Raw genomic sequence first — 18,348 nt, forward strand, 5'->3', positions numbered from 1 at the left:
GTCACGGTAACTAACTGATTATTCGCTATTTGTTGAATCATCTCAACTTGTCTCATGCCAGCTCAAGGCAAAGCGGGTAGAAATGCGGGTAGACTTTTGGTTGATTCTAAATCTACCCGCATTTTGTTCAAAAACCCAGCAGCAAAGAGATTAACGAGCAATTACAGCCCTACCGGAGGGATCATGCTGACCGATACACAGATTAGAAACACCAAGCCAGAAGCAAAAATCATCAAACTAACCGATAGCCATGGATTATACCTTGAAGTCACTCCATCAGGCAGCAAGCATTGGCGCTTCCGCTTTAGGCTAGATGGCAAAGAAAGCTTGTTCTCAATCGGTGAGTACCCTCATGTGAAGGCCGCCGAAGCTAGACGACTTCGAGACGAGGCTCGCCTTTTAGTAAAGATCGGCGTAAACCCTACCCACAAGCACAAACAAGACAAAACTGCTAAACAGTACGAACGTGCGGCAACCTTTGAAGCCGTCGCTGCCGAATGGTATGAAGCATCTAAAATAAAACCAAGTGCAAAAACGGGCCGAATATGGTCAACTGGATATGCGGGGCACGTTGGCACGCTCCTACCGAATGACATTAATCCCCACATCGGCAAGCTTCCAATTAAAGATATAAAAACTCCTGCGATTTACAACCTACTTCGCAAAATCGAAGCTCGTCAAGCGCCTACACGCGCCCTTCTTGCACGCCAGATAGTTGGTAGTGTATTTAAGCTCGCCATCAAAACAAGCCGTGCTGAATACAACGTAGTTGACCCGCTAAAAGGAGACATTGCCCGTTGTGTCGTTGAACATCGCAAACACCTTAAAGGAGACGACCTGCCTGGCTTCCTGCGCAAGCTTGAGGACTACACCGGACATATGACAACGTCGATCGCACTAAAGCTTCTCCTGCTAACGGCAGTCCGTCCTGGCGAACTATGTGAGGCAGCTTGGGCAGAATTCAATTTCGACCAAGCAGAATGGTGGATACCTGTGGTTCGCATGAAGATGGGTAAACAACACATCGTACCTTTATCGCCGCAAGCGTTGGTGCTGTTGTATCAACTTCGCGAACTGACAGGACACGAAAAATACCTGTTTCCAGCGCAAGGCACTAAGTCACAAATCATGCCGACCGCCACACTTAGGAACGCTGTAGCAAAACTAGGCTTCTCAGATCGGTTCAGCCCACACGGTGCGAGGGGTACATTTTCAACCATGTGTAACGAGGCTGGCTTCAGGCCCGATGTAATCGAAAGACAACTTGCTCATGCCGAACAGAACAAAGTAAGAGCAAGCTACAATCAAGCCGAATACATGCCCGAGCGTCGCAAGATGATGGATCAATGGGGGCACACGCTCGATGCTCTCAAGGCAGGAGCCAATATAATTCCTTTCGTGAGGGCCGCATAATGTCAATTTGGAGCAAAGAAGATACTGAACTTGCTAAATCCCTATCCAAAAAATATAACGAGGTTAAAACGCCTCAAGAGTTCGATGCTTTTGTATCTCGGCTTGAAAGTAAAATCGAAACAGAATGTCGCGCACAATGCGATTTAGAGGCTGGCAAAAAGCTAGAAGACTCATATCAAAAGCTGCTTGATCACGTTGGGAGGGAATGCAGATTTATTGGCAAGGTGGCTTTACGCATCATGGCTCGAAGAGAGCACCACTAAATCGCAGTCAGAAAAATCCCAAAAGAAAACAGGCAGACCCGCAAACAAATGGGGGCGAGATGAGGCTGGAAAGTTGATAGTTTACTATCGCGTTGAAGAGATGCTCCTGTAGTGGTCAAGTAATTTCGGACACAACGATAGGTTTTTTTGCTGCCCTGTTCCGCTCAAAGACGGAGGGCGACAGATTGCCCAATACTGAGTGTATGCGATTACAGTTATAGAATCCCACGATGTATGCGGTGATATCTGTTTTAGCTTCCGTTTGATTGGCATATTCGCGCTGCCAAACGCGCTCCATTTTGAGGTTCAGAAAAAAGCGTTCTGCCACTGCATTGTCCCAACAGTTGCCCTTACGGCTCATGCTGCAGACGAAGCCATGCTTCACTAGCAAAGCCTGATACTGGCCGCAGACATATTGACTGCCACGGTCGGAGTGGACGATCAACCCCGGCGCTGGTTGACGCTGCTGTATTGCCATGTGCAGTGCGGTGCAGACCAATTCAGCAGGCATGCTCGGCGCCATCGCCCATCCAACCACCTTGCGCGAGAATAAATCCAACACTATCGCCAAATAGAGCCAGCCTGACCCGGTGCGGATATAGGTGATATCGCCCACCCAAGCAATATTGGGTGCGACCGGATTGAATTGCCGATCCAGAATATTGGCAGCAATTGGCAGATTGTGTTTGCTGTCAGTTGTGTGGATGAATTTACGCTTCCATACTGGCTTCAAGCCTGCCTGACGCATCAGGCAGCGCACCCGATAGCGACCAACTTGAATACCTTGCGCTTCCAATGCGGTGACCAGACGACGGCTGCCATAGCTTTGATGACTGGCCATGAAAGCAGCTCGCAGATGAGTGCTTGTTTTGCAAATCATTGGTTTGGCGAGACGGCTTCTAGCCTCATAAAAACCGGAACGACTCACTTCCAAGACGCGGCAACTCTGCTGAACAGGGATCGCCTTCTGTTGCAACAGGCAAATAAGCTGGTAGCTCATTTCAGTTCCCGGGCAAAGAAGGCTGACGCTTTTTTTAAAATATCAACATCCATACGAAGTCGACGGTTTTCTTGCTCCAGTTGGCGGACACGCTGTTGTTCAGCAGTGAGTGGATTGCCGATACCACGCTGTCCATTTTGCTCGGCTTTATATTGCGTCACCCAACGACGGATCGCAGTCAGACCGATTCCCATGCTTTGGCTGACATGCTGAACACTCAGTCCCTGTTCCTTGATCATGCGCACAACTTCCAGTTTGAAACTGGTGTCGAATTTTTTTCGTTGCTTTGTCATTTAGTACTCCTCTGATGGTGGATTTTCCACCTATCGAGGTGTCCGTGCAAATTAGACCACTACACAATCGAACTATTACAACGTGATCATTCCCAAGTAAAGGCAGCCTTCAAAGAATATGAAGCACTAGGAAACAAAGCGTACGCTTCAAAAAAGAAACTTGCCGATTCAATTTGTTCAGATCTGGTTAAACACACTCTTATAGAAGAAGAAATATTTTATCCTGCAGTTCAGAACGGGGCAAAAGAAGCTCAAGACATGATTGATGAAGCGATGGTTGAGCACGCAAGTGCCAAAGAGCTGATTGCACAAATTCAAGCCATGGCTCCAGAGGAAGAACTATTTGACGCAAAGGTGAAGGTATTGTCAGAACAAATCGATCATCACGTTAAAGAGGAAGAAGAAGAAATGTTCCCGCTGGCAAAAAAATGAAACTAAACTTGGTACAGCTTGGCGAGCAAATGGCAGCACGTAAAGAACAACTATAAAGAGTTACAAACCGGTACAAAAAAAGTTTACCGGTTTGTATTATTTGGTGGCTAAATAACGCAATTAGAATGATCGAAGTTGGGATGCCGATTAGCCACAACTAAGGCCGTCCATAGCAATATTATTATGTTCTCGTAATATCCTAGAAGACGATTGGATTCTGGAAATGAATAATGCCAGCTTTAGCTGGCACTATTGTTTAGGTACTTCAAAATTAGGCTGTCTCGTTAATGACCCGACCCACTAGATGACCCAGAACGATTTCCTTCAGATGAATCTGATTGTCCTGCCCCACTAGGTTGATAAGTGCTTGCATGTCCAGAGGTTCCATGTCCGTCCCATGAGCTCTCAATTCTTGATGTTGAACCGGACTGCTGCGATCTATCACCTCCAGATGCACCAGACTGCCCTGACATTTCTGACCTCGATCTCCCAGACTGGGACGACCTATCTGATCCTGATGTACCAGATTCCCGTGATTGCCGTGATTGATCTGACCTCGCTTTACCAGATTGTCCCGACTTCTCCAACCCGGATGTGTTAGATGGTCCTGGCATATCTGCTCCTGAATCATCAGACTGTTGAGACCTGTTTGATCTATCAGAATCTGCATGGACAGACATGGCAGCCAAAGTAAAACAAGAAACTACAGCGAGATTAATAATAGTCTTTTTCATGAAATTCTCCTTTTAATAAATGGGAAAACACCTTTAAGATAAACCAAGTATTGCTAACACAGATCGTTACCGAGTTTTTTCATAATGACCAAACTCAGGATGTAACTTTAAAGATGTATCTATTAACCGTCTGTACGCTATCGCACGATATTAAGGCACAAGATAAATGGAGAAATAGATACGAATTTATCGGTAAACTTTAACGCGCAAAAAAATAATTGGCCAGTCTTAGGAATTAATTGTGGCCGCCCGAGGGGCAACTCAATAAATCATTATTTCGCAACAGATAATAATGATGTTGCTTCTAACTAAATAGCAATTTAAAAAAATTTATAGAATTTTCAACAATGAAAAATGATAATTATTGTTCGTTTCTGTAAAAGATATTATTAATATGTATTAATTGATTATGGCAAGAGTCGATAAACGCCAATGCAAGACCGAGTGACCTGGAAGTCTCACCATGATTGTATAACTAGCTTTTCAAGACAGTTACTATATGACAGGACAAATACATCATCCTAATGCTGTTGAGATTATAAAGGGGTGATACCGCAATTGTTATTCTTGTTAGGGTATAAACCATGGACTTCAATCCCTAATCATTTAAACAATTCAGATGAATTAGACAGATTCAAGGGCTGATTATTAATCTATGTTTCCAGCACTTCATTCTCCTTTTGACGGAGAAAAGAGTTTCGAAGTTCTGATAGGCATGGACCCTTCAGTGACTATTGCATAGCAGATTAGAGGTTGTGCTAAGCCATGCTGAGGAGGATATCAATGTAGTGGTCTAATTTGCACGGACACCTCGATAGGTGGAAAATCCACCATCAGAGGAGTACTAAATGACAAAGCAACGAAAAAAATTCGACACCAGTTTCAAACTGGAAGTTGTGCGCATGATCAAGGAACAGGGACTGAGTGTTCAGCATGTCAGCCAAAGCATGGGAATCGGTCTGACTGCGATCCGTCGTTGGGTGACGCAATATAAAGCCGAGCAAAATGGACAGCGTGGCATCGGCAATCCACTTACTGCTGAACAACAGCGTGTCCGCCAACTGGAGCAAGAAAACCGTCGACTTCGTATGGATGTTGATATTTTAAAAAAAGCGTCAGCCTTCTTTGCCCGGGAACTGAAATGAGCTACCAGCTTATTTGCCTGTTGCAACAGAAGGCGATCCCTGTTCAGCAGAGTTGCCGCGTCTTGGAAGTGAGTCGTTCCGGTTTTTATGAGGCTAGAAGCCGTCTCGCCAAACCAATGATTTGCAAAACAAGCACTCATCTGCGAGCTGCTTTCATGGCCAGTCATCAAAGCTATGGCAGCCGTCGTCTGGTCACCGCATTGGAAGCGCAAGGTATTCAAGTTGGTCGCTATCGGGTGCGCTGCCTGATGCGTCAGGCAGGCTTGAAGCCAGTATGGAAGCGTAAATTCATCCACACAACTGACAGCAAACACAATCTGCCAATTGCTGCCAATATTCTGGATCGGCAATTCAATCCGGTCGCACCCAATATTGCTTGGGTGGGCGATATCACCTATATCCGCACCGGGTCAGGCTGGCTCTATTTGGCGATAGTGCTGGATTTATTCTCGCGCAAGGTGGTTGGATGGGCGATGGCGCCGAGCATGCCTGCTGAATTGGTCTGCACCGCACTGCACATGGCAATACAGCAGCGTCAACCAGAGCCGGGGTTGATCGTCCACTCCGACCGTGGCAGTCAATATGTCTGCGGCCAGTATCAGGCTTTGCTAGTGAAGCATGGCTTCGTCTGCAGCATGAGCCGTAAGGGCAACTGTTGGGACAATGCAGTGGCAGAACGCTTTTTTCTGAACCTCAAAATGGAGCGCGTTTGGCAGCGCGAATATGCCAATCAAACGGAAGCTAAAACAGATATCACCGCATACATCGTGGGATTCTATAACTGTAATCGCATACACTCAGTATTGGGCAATCTGTCGCCCTCCGTCTTTGAGCGGAACAGGGCAGCAAAAAAACCTATCGTTGTGTCCGAAATTACTTGACCACTACACAAGTCTTCCGCATACGCTGATTAAAAAATTACTAAACTCATTTCCTTTCCCCCACTTATTATTCAGTATCAGCACCGGTTAGTTTGATAAAGGTTTAATAAAAACTACTTACTGTGTTCAACCGTACATACGAATCATTTCTATTGAGCTATGCTGTAATAGTTCTCTGCTTTTTTGCTATGAAGTACAAATAATTCTCTCCGTATTATTTGATGCTCGAAGTCTACCTTGACATGTATTAAAGCGGAGGGCTTCATGGTACTCTTTCCGCTTTAATACTTTGGTTGGAAGCGGTTTTTTTAAAAAATATTCGCGGGTCAGTAGAATCTTCTGGTACCAAAAGAAACGCATTGTACGCAAACCCACAGACAACCTATCCCTGACCACCTATTCTGCAATGGCTCTTTATTTTTTCCAGTGAATTAGGATATCTAATAAACCAATCCAGTTCACATCCGAATTAAATAAAGAGTTGTGATCTCCCCTTTTCGCTCTCATCCGCCAGTTGAGAGCGTTTTTTATTTTAAATTAATTTTCTTAAAATCGTTGTGTGACGATTCTAGAAGATGGGGATAAGCAAACAGATAAAATCCAAATTTTATATCAATAATCCTAATTAAAATCAGTGTTCGGAATCACGCTATAAATATTAAGTTAGTTACCGTACAGATATTTTATTTTCAATAGTATGAGAACTGTATCAATGAAATTAGATGTAACTGACGAACATATTTTTATATGGATTTTTTCTTTATGAAGGAGTTAATAATGAAACTGAACAAACTAGCTTATGCTATTGCCATTTTAGGAACTGGAAATCTCGTTGTAGTGCCTTCAGCTTTCGCAACCTTTGGATTGGGTGACTCTGCTGGGTATGTGGGTGCCAGTATTGGGGAAGCTAGATACAAAGATACGCCAGGTGTACTCTCTAATAGTGATAAGAAGGATACCGGTTACAAAGTATTCACGGGGTTTCAGCTAAATCCTGTCGTTGGATTGGAAGGAACATATTATGATTTAGGCAAATATAGAGGTAATTCCACGGCCTTTAACGGTTCAACAGTTGTTCCTACGAGTTTATCTGGAGATGCTACAGCGTGGGGAGTAGCAGCAATTATAACGGCACCCTCCAATCTATTCTCTGTCTTTGGTACGGGTTTTGGCCTCTTCGGAAAACTAGGAGTGGTAAAAAGCAGGTTAACCACCGATGTTTCTGGTATTGGTTTTAACTCACATCGTAAAGAATCAAATACTGGTTCAAATTTTGGAGTGGGTGCAAAATTTGATTTTGCAAAAAACTATTCAATTCGTACTGAATATGAACGTTTAAATAATGTAGGTGATAAAAGTACTACTGGGGAAACCAGAATTGATTTTTGGTCAGTAGGCTTGGCATATAAATTTTAAAGATTCTTTTATATATACAAGTCAACCAACGCCGTTAATTTCTACTATCTCAATCGTAAGGCAGTGAGTTACTTTAGAATTTAATAAGGGGGTTTAAATACACCCCTTATTAGTATTTATTAATATGGAGCTTATTAAACTGGGCGGATTCAAGAACCAACCACAACAGTTAATGTTTAGTCGCGAATTTAGCGAATTCCATATTGAGCAGGAGCTCGCTGTAAACCGCTACGGGTGTTCGAAATCCGAGCGATTTCCTCGGACGTGTATTTAAACTCCAAGCAATTTCATCCAACTGTTCTTGCGTGTAGGTCGACAGGTCTACTCCCTTCGGCAAATACTGGCGCAGCAGTCCGTTCGTATTTTCGTTCAAGCCGCGTTGCCACGGGCTGTGCGGGTCGCAGAAGTAAACCGCCATACCCGTTCGTTCAGTCAGTTGCACGTGTTTGCTCATCTCGCGCCCCTGATCGTAGGTGAAGGTCTTGCGTAGCTCTGGCGGAATTGCACTGAGCGCTTCACTGAAACCGTCCAGGGCAGATTGCGCCGTGCCATCAGCCATTTTGGCTAACACCACCAGTAATGTAGTGCGTTCGACCAGCGTGCCGACTGAGGAACGGTTCATCGCACCTTTGATCATGTCGGCTTCCCAGTGCCCCGCTATCAAACGATCCGCCACTTCCGGCGGACGCAGGTGGATGCTCTGCATTTCTGCGATATGTCCGCGACCATCTGGAGCACGGGTCTTGGAACGGCGCTTGTCACGACTCCAGCGTAAGCTGGCAATCAATTCACGGCGCAGTTCACCACGCGGCATGGCGTAAAGGGTGTGGTAAATCGTTTCATGGCTTACACGTTGTGAAGGCTGATCTGGGTACATACTTTTAAGTGTGCCTGCAATTTGCTCAGGTGACCATTTCTTCTTGAGATGTTCCTTCACAACTTCAAACAACGGATTCCCCTCCACGAGCTTCAATGGCCTACGGGGCTTGATTCGCAAACGGCGTGCCTGTTCGCCAGCCAAGGAGGCAACGTAGCCAGACTCACATCCCAAATCTCGTGCAATCTCGTTTGAGATAGTGCTTGGCGAGCGTTTCAAGAATCGCCCAATTTCCCTCAGTCCACTTCCTTCTCGTTTCATTAGCATAATCGTCGCGCGCTCTTCAGCATTCAACTGCTTGTAATGCTTTCCTGATTTCTCCATTCCAACACCTTAATCTCTCCAAGGTGTTGCGGTTGGTTATTGAGCGCGCCCTGACTAATAAGGATCTTCAATTTTTCACGAACTACAAACCCAAAATAGGTGGTTGCAACTCACTTTTACTCCATCTATGCGCCATCAACTTTCCTTTCGCTTTGGTGAGTCATTTCTTTCGTTTTTAATCTGCCTTGTTTTAAAACTTTTGCTGATTTCACAGGAACTTGACTGTCTCCATTCCTTTCATAAGTTTTACATGTTGTTTGGCGTTGTATTCCGTTTCGTCGTACTTTCGCTGCCTTAATTAGTAGCGTAAATTAGAGATGTGCCAAATATCAAAGTGGTGACTATTCCTAAACTAGTATTGACTTTTTTCATTACACCTTATGATTTGAGACCCATCAAGTTTTAATATGTGGATAGTCATACAAAATCATGAAAATTTCCTACTTTTCACACCTTAACAAGGGGCAGGCAATTTTGTACAAGTATCTGAGGATATATTGCAGAACCACGATATATAGATAGAGTGGAAGTACATCCCACTCCATTTATGCACTGCATTAACAACTAGCTATTTTTGTGACTTTGTCGACCCGCTTCAACATGCTGCTCGTGTGTTCCACCACGCGTCGAAGTGGAAGTAGATCCTTCCTTACCCTTACTGCTCTGACTACTTCCCGTGTCATGATCTCCCGCTGCTCCGCTCTTGCTAGAAGATGAACTACCACTGCCCTGTGAGCTGGTAGTTTTTGTATCTTTTCCGGAAGTTGTTTTATTACCTGAAGTTGCTGTCTTATCCTGATCGTTACTGTTATTACTATTTTTTCCCGTAGTCATGATTAGATTCCTAAGTAAATTATTCAAATTTGCCCCTAAACTTAATAATAATATGTAATAAAGCCTAAGGGATTTATATCTCCAAGTTCTAGTGGAGAATGAAATGAATACTACGAGGAATGATTATTTAATTATGTATTGTTCAGCACACTGAAAGTCCACTTAACGCTGCACTTATACTTTCATCGAATAAGTAGCTGAAAAATCACTTACGGGACTCACTTCTTAATAATAAATTTTTCGTTCACTCTGTAGCTCCCAAGAAGTTTTAAATTAATTTTTTAATCTAAGTCATACCCTCATTATCCCTAGTGTTTCTCCTTAATAACATATGCGGATTATTTGTTTCTCATTTTCTTATTCTTGGTTAAATGGAAGAAAAGTCATGTTTGTCATTCTCCATAATGTTCGTTGTCGTACAGAATGATGTTTTAGGATGAATTAATATTCTTTAAGAATTGTGCAAATGAAGATTTATTATTCTAATTAAAAGCAATTGGAGATTGATATGTTACCTAAAGATGCTAATACTCAAAACTTAAAAACCGTAGCTGTAGTGGATGCACCTTATACAACGAAAAAGTTTCTCATCGCGATAGCAGTAGCATTAGGAATAGCCGCCCTAGTGGTTTATTTTTGGGATCCAGAATTTCTACCATGGTTGACTGGCAGTACTAAACGATAGAACTAAAAGTATGTGCTTAACAATTTCGTTCTTTAACGGTGTCTACTCAAATGGAAACTTCAGACTTGAATCGTATTGATAGAAAAAGCGCTATTGAGGAGCAACAAAGTGAGCGTAGGATTGATCAGTTTCTGGAAATCTGGTTACCATGGAATATAAACATAGCCCACATACTAGGTTACTAAAGTAGGGATAATTTTAATTATAATCCTAGGGTGTCCCGCATTTCACGACTACGAATAAGCTTCTTTTTCTTTATGGCATTAGAGTGCTGTCAAAAAAAATATTAGTGTAATAGTGAAAGTCTCACTTATGAGCGATCAATCCGCATGCAACTATAGACTGTTTAAGATGGCTCGATGTAAGCGTTTTTCAGCTATTCGATGGGAGAATCCTCTATAGGTTTGCAGGAGAGGGGTTTGGGTCATAAGGTGGGGGGATTCAATAAGGGGATCCGATATAGGTGGAATTCGTTGATCGGGAGCTATCCGTGGATCAGGAATCGAGTGAGCACTTGGAAAGTTATCTGACATTATTAACTCCTTATAGATATAACGAACTTAATCTCTTCGACATATTCAGACTATTTTTTAAAATTATGGCTTAGTTTATTTTCAGTTATTTGACCGCGAATTTCTCCGCTCTTGTGAACCGCACTATGAACATTTAGATAAAGATTACCCGCTTTGAAATTAGCAAATTGTCCTTGAGTTAATCGTGTACCAGACGGTATTTCCCAAATTTTATCAGAAACTTTCTTGAGAGTGACAATAACAGGCCCATTTTTTCCTACTGGAGCTTCATGAATATGAGCAGTTGTACCATCAATTCCTGTAGTACTTATCGCTCCACTAATTGAAGTATCGCTTTCAACTTTTATATTGGACTCTCCGATCGCGGAAGTTGTTACCGGTGGTACCTCTTCTTCTCCGCTTAAAATAACGTTTACTCCAGTAGCTAATGCAAGGTTCATACCTCCAATATAAATACTTGCTATCAGACTAGTAATAATTAAAGATCGTTTCTTATTACAAATAATATATTCATGATTTACCTCCATAAGATTAAACAATTAACGATTTTGAAGAAAAGCTAAACCTTAAATCCGATACCCAGTCATCTTCATTCGGATTATTGTTTTTGCAAATAAATTAATCTGTGCGTTAGAGCACTTTATAGAAGTAAACGTCTTTCAGCATTCAACTGCTTGTAATGCTTTTCTTATTTCTCCATCCCATCACCTTAACCCTTCTAGCGTGTTGCGGTCATTGTACGAACTCAATATATCTAATATTCACTTATACCTCGATAATTTGAAAATGTCGTAACTTAGTTCCCTTCCCTCCAAGCGCCCTCGGTCAGTATGACCCTGGGCGTTTTTTCATTTTCTGCATTAAACTCAAATAATTTATAAATAGGAGCAAATATGATTTGGAAATCCTTAATAATCGCTGCAATAGCCGTAAGCCCCATCAAACTTGGTGCTTTATCTGTATGGGCCACAGCTCTATCATTGGCCCTAAAAATAATGCTGATATTACTTACTGCAGCTGTCCTCTTCTTCATTTCGCAAAAATACAAAAAGGATAGAATTAAATAACCATCCGTAACTGCCAACCATCCACTCCTGAAACCACTCTACATTTAGTCACTCCGGTTTAATCTGCATCACCCATTAACCCTGCCTGCACATAAGCGGGCTTTTTTACGTCCAAAATATGGAGAAACTATGATTATTTTACGCAATCCCACTGCTGCAAAGAACATTGCTAATTATGCGAGGGCTCAAATGATCCCTACGATGCCGACATGCTGGGATACATGATAGTAATTGAAGCAGGAGACACAGTGGCTCAACTGGAATCAGAGTGTGGCTGTCCAATATTGCACAACTATTTCGAACCAGAAATTCAGTTTGGTAATCCAGATTTTGTGCCTTCCGCCGAAATTTCTGCGGAGCATCCGTCCTGCTATGAGATGGTATTTATTCTTGGAGGCGACTTTGGGATTAGCATCTTCATTCCTAAAACCGAAGGAATTGATACCGTTCTGCTTGCTATATGTGCCCAATACGCTGTACCAAAGCTAATATAATCCTAAAGCGGTTCTCTTTAAGGGCAGATCAATAAACACTCCTGCATTTCTCTTGGCTGTGCTGAAACATGAAGGCTTCTTGCGACCACTCAAGGATAAGCAACGTAGCTATGAACGGCTAGAGCCTACTGAATTTATGTCAGAGGTCAAAGCGCTGATTGAAGCGATGGATACGGCCTCTACTGTAGTTAACTCTTCATTGGCTACTGAAATAGAGAACAAACCAAAGCAAGCAGTACCTAGCAAGCCAGTAGTACCGAGCAAGAAAGCCGCAACCAAAACAAGTCTTAGAACTTCACCGAAATTGATTCGTGTCTGTGAAATATGCCGTAGCCAAAACGTAACCATGCCAAAAACGGCACTCTGCAGTATCGTGCTTTTTGTAGCTGTCTAACAATCACTTATAATTAATTGATATAAAACAAAATATCTGAATGTGTCTTGTGATTCCGGTTGTCGGAGGTTCGAGCATTACCGAGTTTAATAGGGGTATTGAATCCGTCATCCCAACTTAAAATAATTGAGCCATTGGTCTAGATCTTTCCGCAAGGTTTCCACATTGGCATAAAGTTTTTTTCGGAATGTGACTTGGTAAAATTCCTGCAAAATGGTTTGGTGGAAGCGCTCGCATATCCCGTTAGTCTATGGTGACGCCTGAGGTTTCGACGTTCTTAAAAGTAGTTAGTGACTTATAGAAGAACGCCATCAAGGTCAGTAAAGAAGGTTTGCCCAATAGTCGGAAGCGTACTCGAAGTAAAACTTTGCTTTCGAAACTTCAATGCCAGACGCACGAAGCTGACTGGCAATGGCTATAACATCAGCGATTGAGTCGATGCAAAGACAAAATTGATTTAGCCCCGGAAAGTATGTGCCTCATGTAAACGCTAATATGTTCCATATCGCACAGACCATACTTAATAGCCTTGTTAAGCTTATATTAGAGTAAGCCAATAATATCTTGGTAAAACTCTTAACCTTATGTCAATTAAGCAATTTTTCGCAAGACTACAAATGGAGTTACAAATGAAAAAATCCTTTAATTACCTCGCTATTACTTCCTGTTTTGTATTAAGTACAACGTTAGCTCACGCAGACTCTGATTCCTCTCAAGGAAATATGCAGAATCAATTGTTTAAAGCTATGGATACCAATTCAGACGGTAAAGTCACCCGTGACGAATTTAATAACTTTGGTGCAAAGAAATTTCAACAATTAGATAGCAATGCGGATGGAGAAATTACTTCTAAAGAAATGAAAGTGGGGTATAAGAACATGACAGATGGTGTGCGTAGTCCAGATAGCAATTCGCGGAACCGCTCACCTAATTCGCAGGGAAGGTCGCTCTCTGAGAAGGGAGAATACCTTGGGTCTGGCGTTTCGGGTGGAGAAGCTGGTGGAGCAGACTCCACTGATGGACCTGCAGCCAGTTCTGAGTCTCGACGGAATGAAGCTACTGGTTCTGGCCAAACAGGAGGCTCAAGGTCAGGGAACCCAAGCTCACGCTCATCTGAAGGTTCGGGAACAAGGAGCGCTGGCTCATGGCGAGAATCGAGTGGATCAGGATATTAACTTATAAGTTGACTAGTCTCAATCTGATTTGACAATGCACTTGTAAAAATGAGCGTTACCGGGTTTGATATGGATGTCGAATCCGTCATCAAACTTAAAAAAAGGTAACGCTCATGTTTCATACTAGCAACTCAATCATTAAACATAAAGCAGGATTGCTCGATCTTGTTTCAGAATTTCAAAACGTCTCTAAAGCTGCAAGATTATGTGCGTGTCGAGAGACACTTTTTATCGTTATCAAGAACTCGTTGAAACCGATGGTTTAGAAGGACTCATCGATCGCGAGCGCCGTGTGCCGAATTTTAAGATCAGTGAGCAATTGCATATCCGGATTTAAGCCGTTTAGCTTGGTACATTGCTTTGTCCGCGCTCTTAATCAAGTCATCTGCAGATTTGCCATTTTTTGGGAAAATTGAAATTCCAATGCTTGCCCTTATTACGAGGTCGCATGTACCTATGTTGCATGGTTTTTGAATAGCTTTAATAATTTTTTTTGCGACCAACGTAGCGTCTCGAATGTTGTTAATCTCCATCAGCAAGTACAAAAATTCATCACCGCCGTGGCGGCTAACTGTGTCGTCAACACGAGTCGTCTCCTGGAGTCGCTGCGAGATGGTCTGCAACACAGCATCTCCTGCATCGTGCCCATACCGATCATTAATATTTTTAAATTTATCCAGATCCACAAACATGACTGCCAGATTCCAGCCATGTCGATTTGCTTGCGTCAGACCATATTCAAGTCTGTCATTGAAAAATACCCGATTGGGAAGTCCAGTTAATGGGTCATGAAACGCAGCATGGCGGGCCGATTGCTCTTGCACTTTAACTGAGGCTAACTGATGCTCTAGCCTCTCTCGTTCCACGATTTCACCCACTAGCGCATTATTTACTGCTGTCAACTGCTTAACTGCATCTAGCACTTTTATTTCAACTTCTTCACTTATTTCAAGGGCTTTTTCAACTCCTAAGGACTGATCTTGATCTGCAAGTTCTTGCTTGAGGGCAACGTTGGCGGACGATAATTCTTCGGCACACCCCGCCACAACATCTTTTATTTGCTCGCTATGAACTAGAGTTTTAGACAAAGAGGTAACAACTTTAGATGGCTTTAGTAATTGTCCAAGTTTAACTTGGACATTTTTATTGAATTTCATGAGATTTATCCTTTCAGGATAACTGTTGATGATCGTCCTACCCTAAAATATCTTCACTAGTGCACAAGATACAAATAAGTGCCTATAAAATTAAGGGGCAGTTTCTTTAGTGATATGGTGCGTAAAGAGGAAGACAGAATCAATAACTTCCATTTTCCAAATTTGTCCCGGTCAGAGAGCCAAATATAGAGCCGTTAAATATTGCAAGAGACGTTTATCTAAATAAATGGCCTATGAATGGCAGCTAGGTATTCCTCGGTCACAACGTAGTGGGTATGATGACTTGCACAAGCCACATAGTCCTACAATCACCCCGATTATGGCAATTACATGCAAACAACGCACCAATCAAGTGGAAATAGACCTACTTGATTCTCAAACGAGCAGTAGTGGTATATCTTGAATTAATATTCAAAGATGACGTTATAAAGAGCTGGATCATTTCCACCCCCATCTGTTGTAACTTTCCCTTCATGGGTACTACGCTTTTTTAAAAGGCCTTCCAATACAGGCCGAAAGTTCTTTGAGCTTGTCTGGCGCTCAGCAAGTGGTATCTGGTGTCGCCTTTCGCTGGTCTCGGCCAAATATAAATCTTTGCAGCTCTACTCACATGTTTTAAAGATCAACCAATACCTCGAAACCACCGTAAATCATTCGCTTTCCATCAAAGGGTGAAGCCTCTGGTTTCATCATGTCGGCCATCCGAGGATCCTTCATTACTTTGTCGTTTACCTCGTCGCGGTGAGCACGCGATTCATACACGATCCACGAAAATATGACTGTTTCTTCGGTTTCAAGATTGACGCTTTGAGGAAACGATGTAAGTTTCCCAGGCTTTACGTCATCAGCAATACACTCACAAAATTGCAGTGCACCATGCTCCCGCCATATTGCGCCGCATTTGCTCGCCATTTCACGATAAGCTTCTACATTCTTTGTTGGAAGCGGCAGAACGAAACCATCTACATAAGCCATTGCATTCTCCTTGAGAAATAGATATTTAAGTATTCAACATGGAACCACGACCGTACCTAACAACATTAGAGGTAACTTTGCATATAGTGTCTGCTAGTTTCTAAATTAAGTCGCTCCACATTTTTATGCGCGCTCTGAGCCAGACTACCAATTGCTGGCTTTGCTTTTTAAAAAAAATATAGAGACAGTTTTACTGCCTTTTGATTGTCTATCGATTAGCGATTTTTGGGGCCTATTTGACCAGCGCTAACATGCTGCTCATGGATTCTGCCTTTATCGAAAAAGAAGATGATCCTTCATTACTTATTACCTTGGCTGCTTCCCGTGGATTACTGCCCAGCAACCATTAAGGGATAAAGATGAGAAATGTGGCTATTAGAATCGTTGCTTATTTGCGACCCATGGATCCCTCCACCTTTCCAGAGGTGGATTTACTAGTTTGATTTGCTTTCCTGTTGTTCCTTGCTACTTCTATTGCCCTTTTTCCTGCTGGCGCGGCAAGTTCTCCTAAAGTCCTTCAAAACCTAACTCTTCTTTTCGGTCTATCATATACTGACCGAGAGCTCCTAGATCTAAACTTATCTCATCCCTCCAAGGAAACATTTCAATGTTATCTTCTGCGGCAAATTTTTCTATTTCCTTGGACAATTCCATGATTGCATGGGCAGTGGATCGATATGTCATTTTATTCTCCTTGAATAAATCGAAGTTAAACTTTATCAAAATCCAATAGAGAAATATGTGCGATAACTAACACAATCTCACTTTCCTCAGCAAGCATCAGCTCATTCTTATCTTAGTGAAATTAAGTCTCCACCCGTGCGTATCTCCCAAGGCTGTTGTATGCCTGATGCTGCGAGAGCAACGTTCCATCTGTAACCATCTCCTCTGTGTTAGCTGTCGTACAGAATAGAATTCTTACGATGAACTAAGATCGAACCTTGAAGATATTATTTTTGTAAGGTTACTTAATTAACGGAGTAAATATGGCAGATATAAAGAACAATCCTAAAGTGATCAATGGACTAATGCAAGAAAGCGAAAAAACAAACAGTGTTGTTAAGACCTTAGATTTTAAAATGATAGGGGCTATATTTATTGGAACGGTATTATTCTTATTAATAGTCATTGCGATGACAACTGAGTGGTTTTCTTGGATAAGCTTTAAAAAATTGTTTGAATAAATGTCCAATTAACATTGGCGGATTCAACTCTGAAGTGCAACTTTTGTAAGTGAACTTAGGTGGCGAGCTGCGTTAATATCGGAGCCACTTAAACGACCAAGTAAAAGGAGCACAGATGAAGAAATATAAGCAGCTCACCAGCGGGCAACGATATCAGATTTACGGATTGAAACAAGCGGGTTTGGATCAAACTCGGATTGCCCAAAAGATAGGCGTGGACAAATCGACGATTTCACGAGAGTTTAGGCGAAACAAAGGCCAACGCGGCTGGCGGCCAAAACAAGCGCAATCGTTACGTGATGAGCGCCGGCAAGCCTGTATCAATGGCAAGCAATTCTCATCGGACAGCTGGGCGGAAGTCGAGAGGTTAATCCGAAAAGACCTCAGCCCAGAACAAGTCGCCAATCGGCTTAAGCTGGAAGGTGAAGTGCAGATCAGCCATTATCGCTATACACAACAAGTGGCGTGCGGAAGTAGGAGTCACTGAGAAACTTGGTTACTCGCCAGTCTTAGCAGTGAAAGCGCAAGCTTGGGCAGACAATTTGAAGCATACCAATCACTGCCGAGTGCAACATAGTAAACCCAGGGTGAATACGGTGAGAAACTATTCTGGGCCAGTGCGAGGAAGTCATCTGACGGTAACCAGGAATTACAAAAAGTGTCACCTGAAAAAGTAGTGAATAGTTGGGCTAGCGAAAAGATGAATTTCGACTACGTCAACAATCGCTGCAAATCAGGGAAGACATGTGGGCATTACACTCAGGTAGTCTGGCGCAGCACCACGACAGTTGGTTGTGGGATTGCAGCGTGCGAAGACACTCAGGAACAAGTATGGGTGTGCCAGTACCAAGCGGCTGGAAATTGGATAGGCCGAAAGCCCTTAAACTTAAATTTTCTTTTGGGCACGCGCGTATTGCTCAGAACTGATGTCTAGAAAACTGGCTATCGGCTGGCACTTATTTTCTTTTGCAAAGCTTATTTCATCGCTCTGTTGCAATCATCGTAATCCGGCTAGGTGGCAAATCGCATGAAATCGCTCAAGGAAGTTTATTGTGAATTAACTACCTATTGA

Annotated in this window: 20 protein-coding genes and 4 pseudogenes; 14 read left to right on the forward strand and 10 right to left on the reverse strand. The window is 42.7% G+C overall.

Annotated elements, in window-relative coordinates; all coding sequences use genetic code 11:
* Positions 1 to 183 precede the first annotated feature (183 nt).
* Positions 184 to 1,413, forward strand: a complete 1,230-nt coding sequence (locus MKZ32_RS08620; RefSeq protein ID WP_239796899.1) for a tyrosine-type recombinase/integrase — start codon at positions 184 to 186, stop codon at positions 1,411 to 1,413.
* The gene (locus MKZ32_RS08625) at positions 1,413 to 1,676 is read left to right on the forward strand and encodes a hypothetical protein (RefSeq protein WP_239796900.1); all 264 of its coding nucleotides are present in this window, start codon (positions 1,413 to 1,415) and stop codon (positions 1,674 to 1,676) included. Before MKZ32_RS08620 ends, MKZ32_RS08625 begins: the two co-directional genes overlap by 1 nt.
* 115 nt (positions 1,677 to 1,791) lie before the next feature.
* Here MKZ32_RS08625 and MKZ32_RS08630 read toward each other — a convergent pair.
* Positions 1,792 to 2,969 (reverse strand): IS3 family transposase gene (locus MKZ32_RS08630; RefSeq protein ID WP_239796076.1). Its coding sequence is split into 2 segments (ribosomal slippage): positions 1,792 to 2,702 and positions 2,702 to 2,969, totalling 1,179 coding nucleotides; the frame shifts between segments, so codons are not numbered across the junction.
* Positions 2,970 to 3,035: 66 nt separating this feature from the next.
* On the opposite strand from MKZ32_RS08630, the gene MKZ32_RS08635 reads away from it, so the two are divergent.
* Positions 3,036 to 3,401, forward strand: coding sequence for a hemerythrin domain-containing protein (locus MKZ32_RS08635; protein ID WP_239798125.1), 366 nt, complete (start codon positions 3,036 to 3,038; stop codon positions 3,399 to 3,401).
* Between the two features lie 271 nt (positions 3,402 to 3,672).
* On the opposite strand, the gene MKZ32_RS08640 is transcribed toward MKZ32_RS08635, so the two are convergent.
* Positions 3,673 to 4,071 carry a hypothetical protein gene (locus tag MKZ32_RS08640; RefSeq protein ID WP_239796901.1) on the reverse strand — a complete coding sequence of 133 codons (399 nt, stop codon included), beginning with the start codon at positions 4,069 to 4,071 and terminating at the stop codon, positions 3,673 to 3,675.
* A 912-nt stretch (positions 4,072 to 4,983) separates the two neighbouring features.
* Between MKZ32_RS08640 and MKZ32_RS08645 the strand changes: the two genes are divergently transcribed.
* Together MKZ32_RS08645 and MKZ32_RS08650 are read left to right on the forward strand one after the other, a co-directional pair.
* A protein-coding gene (locus MKZ32_RS08645) for an IS3 family transposase (RefSeq protein WP_239796902.1) occupies positions 4,984 to 6,161 on the forward strand; the annotation gives its coding sequence in 2 pieces (ribosomal slippage) (positions 4,984 to 5,251 and positions 5,251 to 6,161; 1,179 coding nt in all).
* A gap of 777 nt (positions 6,162 to 6,938) precedes the next feature.
* Positions 6,939 to 7,577: an outer membrane beta-barrel protein gene (locus MKZ32_RS08650; protein ID WP_239796903.1), complete on the forward strand. Its 639-nt coding sequence runs from the start codon at positions 6,939 to 6,941 to the stop codon at positions 7,575 to 7,577.
* A gap of 169 nt (positions 7,578 to 7,746) precedes the next feature.
* Here the strand turns inward: MKZ32_RS08650 and MKZ32_RS08655 are convergent, their stop codons facing one another.
* Both MKZ32_RS08655 and MKZ32_RS08660 read right to left on the reverse strand, forming a co-directional pair.
* Positions 7,747 to 8,778 (reverse strand): IS30 family transposase, encoded by a 1,032-nt coding sequence (locus MKZ32_RS08655; protein ID WP_239796904.1) that lies wholly within the window; start codon positions 8,776 to 8,778, stop codon positions 7,747 to 7,749.
* Between the two features lie 564 nt (positions 8,779 to 9,342).
* Positions 9,343 to 9,612, reverse strand: a complete 270-nt coding sequence (locus MKZ32_RS08660; RefSeq protein ID WP_239796905.1) for a hypothetical protein — start codon at positions 9,610 to 9,612, stop codon at positions 9,343 to 9,345.
* A gap of 508 nt (positions 9,613 to 10,120) precedes the next feature.
* Here MKZ32_RS08660 and MKZ32_RS08665 point away from each other — a divergent pair.
* Entirely contained in the window at positions 10,121 to 10,297 is a 177-nt protein-coding gene (locus MKZ32_RS08665) for a hypothetical protein (protein ID WP_239796906.1), read from the forward strand.
* Between the two features lie 583 nt (positions 10,298 to 10,880).
* Here MKZ32_RS08665 and MKZ32_RS08670 read toward each other — a convergent pair.
* Together MKZ32_RS08670 and MKZ32_RS08675 are read right to left on the reverse strand one after the other, a co-directional pair.
* Entirely contained in the window at positions 10,881 to 11,357 is a 477-nt protein-coding gene (locus MKZ32_RS08670; RefSeq protein WP_239796907.1) for a CHRD domain-containing protein, read from the reverse strand.
* A 269-nt stretch (positions 11,358 to 11,626) separates the two neighbouring features.
* The gene (locus tag MKZ32_RS08675; protein ID WP_239796908.1) at positions 11,627 to 11,914 is read right to left on the reverse strand and encodes a hypothetical protein; all 288 of its coding nucleotides are present in this window, start codon (positions 11,912 to 11,914) and stop codon (positions 11,627 to 11,629) included.
* A gap of 231 nt (positions 11,915 to 12,145) precedes the next feature.
* Here MKZ32_RS08675 and MKZ32_RS08680 point away from each other — a divergent pair, with 231 nt between their 5' ends.
* Together MKZ32_RS08680 and MKZ32_RS08685 are read left to right on the forward strand one after the other, a co-directional pair.
* A complete protein-coding gene (locus tag MKZ32_RS08680) occupies positions 12,146 to 12,391 on the forward strand; it encodes a hypothetical protein (RefSeq protein ID WP_239796909.1) in 246 nt (81 codons plus the stop codon).
* A 52-nt stretch (positions 12,392 to 12,443) separates the two neighbouring features.
* Entirely contained in the window at positions 12,444 to 12,785 is a 342-nt protein-coding gene (locus tag MKZ32_RS08685) for a hypothetical protein (protein WP_239796910.1), read from the forward strand.
* 119 nt (positions 12,786 to 12,904) lie between these two features.
* On the opposite strand, the pseudogene MKZ32_RS08690 reads toward MKZ32_RS08685, so the two are convergent.
* Positions 12,905 to 13,033: pseudogene (locus MKZ32_RS08690) on the reverse strand (IS481 family transposase); the annotation flags it as partial.
* A 381-nt stretch (positions 13,034 to 13,414) separates the two neighbouring features.
* On the opposite strand from MKZ32_RS08690, the gene MKZ32_RS08695 reads away from it, so the two are divergent.
* Together MKZ32_RS08695 and MKZ32_RS08700 are read left to right on the forward strand one after the other, a co-directional pair.
* Entirely contained in the window at positions 13,415 to 13,960 is a 546-nt protein-coding gene (locus MKZ32_RS08695; RefSeq protein ID WP_239796911.1) for an EF-hand domain-containing protein, read from the forward strand.
* 113 nt (positions 13,961 to 14,073) lie between these two features.
* Positions 14,074 to 14,267: pseudogene (locus MKZ32_RS08700) on the forward strand (helix-turn-helix domain-containing protein); the annotation flags it as partial.
* A gap of 1 nt (position 14,268) precedes the next feature.
* Here the strand turns inward: MKZ32_RS08700 and MKZ32_RS08705 are convergent.
* The 3 genes from MKZ32_RS08705 to MKZ32_RS08715 all read right to left on the reverse strand — a co-directional run bounded on the left by MKZ32_RS08705 (position 14,269) and on the right by MKZ32_RS08715 (position 16,776).
* Positions 14,269 to 15,117: a GGDEF domain-containing protein gene (locus MKZ32_RS08705; protein ID WP_239796912.1), complete on the reverse strand. Its 849-nt coding sequence runs from the start codon at positions 15,115 to 15,117 to the stop codon at positions 14,269 to 14,271.
* A gap of 615 nt (positions 15,118 to 15,732) precedes the next feature.
* Entirely contained in the window at positions 15,733 to 16,092 is a 360-nt protein-coding gene (locus tag MKZ32_RS08710) for a DUF1428 domain-containing protein (RefSeq protein WP_239796913.1), read from the reverse strand.
* Between the two features lie 507 nt (positions 16,093 to 16,599).
* Positions 16,600 to 16,776 (reverse strand): hypothetical protein, encoded by a 177-nt coding sequence (locus MKZ32_RS08715; protein WP_239796914.1) that lies wholly within the window; start codon positions 16,774 to 16,776, stop codon positions 16,600 to 16,602.
* 302 nt (positions 16,777 to 17,078) lie between these two features.
* On the opposite strand from MKZ32_RS08715, the gene MKZ32_RS08720 reads away from it, so the two are divergent.
* The 4 genes and pseudogenes from MKZ32_RS08720 to MKZ32_RS15700 all read left to right on the forward strand — a co-directional run.
* Positions 17,079 to 17,276: a hypothetical protein gene (locus tag MKZ32_RS08720; protein ID WP_239796915.1), complete on the forward strand. Its 198-nt coding sequence runs from the start codon at positions 17,079 to 17,081 to the stop codon at positions 17,274 to 17,276.
* A 115-nt stretch (positions 17,277 to 17,391) separates the two neighbouring features.
* Positions 17,392 to 17,757 (forward strand): annotated as a pseudogene (locus tag MKZ32_RS08725) (transposase); the annotation flags it as partial.
* Positions 17,699 to 17,953: a CAP domain-containing protein gene (locus tag MKZ32_RS15695; protein ID WP_420887725.1), complete on the forward strand. Its 255-nt coding sequence runs from the start codon at positions 17,699 to 17,701 to the stop codon at positions 17,951 to 17,953. The pseudogene MKZ32_RS08725 and the gene MKZ32_RS15695, both read left to right, overlap by 59 nt.
* Positions 17,929 to 18,210, forward strand: a pseudogene (locus MKZ32_RS15700) (CAP domain-containing protein); the annotation flags it as partial. The gene MKZ32_RS15695 and the pseudogene MKZ32_RS15700, both read left to right, overlap by 25 nt.
* Positions 18,211 to 18,348 lie beyond the last annotated feature (138 nt).

It is taken from the genome of Candidatus Nitrotoga arctica, from assembly GCF_918378365.1.
In the GTDB taxonomy this organism is placed as follows: domain Bacteria; phylum Pseudomonadota; class Gammaproteobacteria; order Burkholderiales; family Gallionellaceae; genus Nitrotoga; species Nitrotoga arctica.

Excerpts from the sequence above, each read along its gene's own strand:
- MKZ32_RS08625 (WP_239796900.1), top strand. The coding sequence starts at position 1,413 with ATGTCAATTTGGAGCAAAGAAGATACTGAACTTGCTAAATCCCTATCC.
- MKZ32_RS08650 (WP_239796903.1), top strand. The coding sequence starts at position 6,939 with ATGAAACTGAACAAACTAGCTTATGCTATTGCCATTTTAGGAACTGGA.
- MKZ32_RS08720 (WP_239796915.1), top strand. The coding sequence starts at position 17,079 with ATGGCAGATATAAAGAACAATCCTAAAGTGATCAATGGACTAATGCAA.
- MKZ32_RS08670 (WP_239796907.1), bottom strand. The coding sequence starts at position 11,357 with ATGGAGGTAAATCATGAATATATTATTTGTAATAAGAAACGATCTTTA.
- MKZ32_RS08620 (WP_239796899.1), top strand. The coding sequence starts at position 184 with ATGCTGACCGATACACAGATTAGAAACACCAAGCCAGAAGCAAAAATC.
- MKZ32_RS08705 (WP_239796912.1), bottom strand. The coding sequence starts at position 15,117 with ATGAAATTCAATAAAAATGTCCAAGTTAAACTTGGACAATTACTAAAG.
- MKZ32_RS08715 (WP_239796914.1), bottom strand. The coding sequence starts at position 16,776 with ATGACATATCGATCCACTGCCCATGCAATCATGGAATTGTCCAAGGAA.
- MKZ32_RS08695 (WP_239796911.1), top strand. The coding sequence starts at position 13,415 with ATGAAAAAATCCTTTAATTACCTCGCTATTACTTCCTGTTTTGTATTA.
- MKZ32_RS08640 (WP_239796901.1), bottom strand. The coding sequence starts at position 4,071 with ATGCAGATTCTGATAGATCAAACAGGTCTCAACAGTCTGATGATTCAG.
- MKZ32_RS08660 (WP_239796905.1), bottom strand. The coding sequence starts at position 9,612 with ATGACTACGGGAAAAAATAGTAATAACAGTAACGATCAGGATAAGACA.
- MKZ32_RS08710 (WP_239796913.1), bottom strand. The coding sequence starts at position 16,092 with ATGGCTTATGTAGATGGTTTCGTTCTGCCGCTTCCAACAAAGAATGTA.
- MKZ32_RS08665 (WP_239796906.1), top strand. The coding sequence starts at position 10,121 with ATGTTACCTAAAGATGCTAATACTCAAAACTTAAAAACCGTAGCTGTA.
- MKZ32_RS08655 (WP_239796904.1), bottom strand. The coding sequence starts at position 8,778 with ATGGAGAAATCAGGAAAGCATTACAAGCAGTTGAATGCTGAAGAGCGC.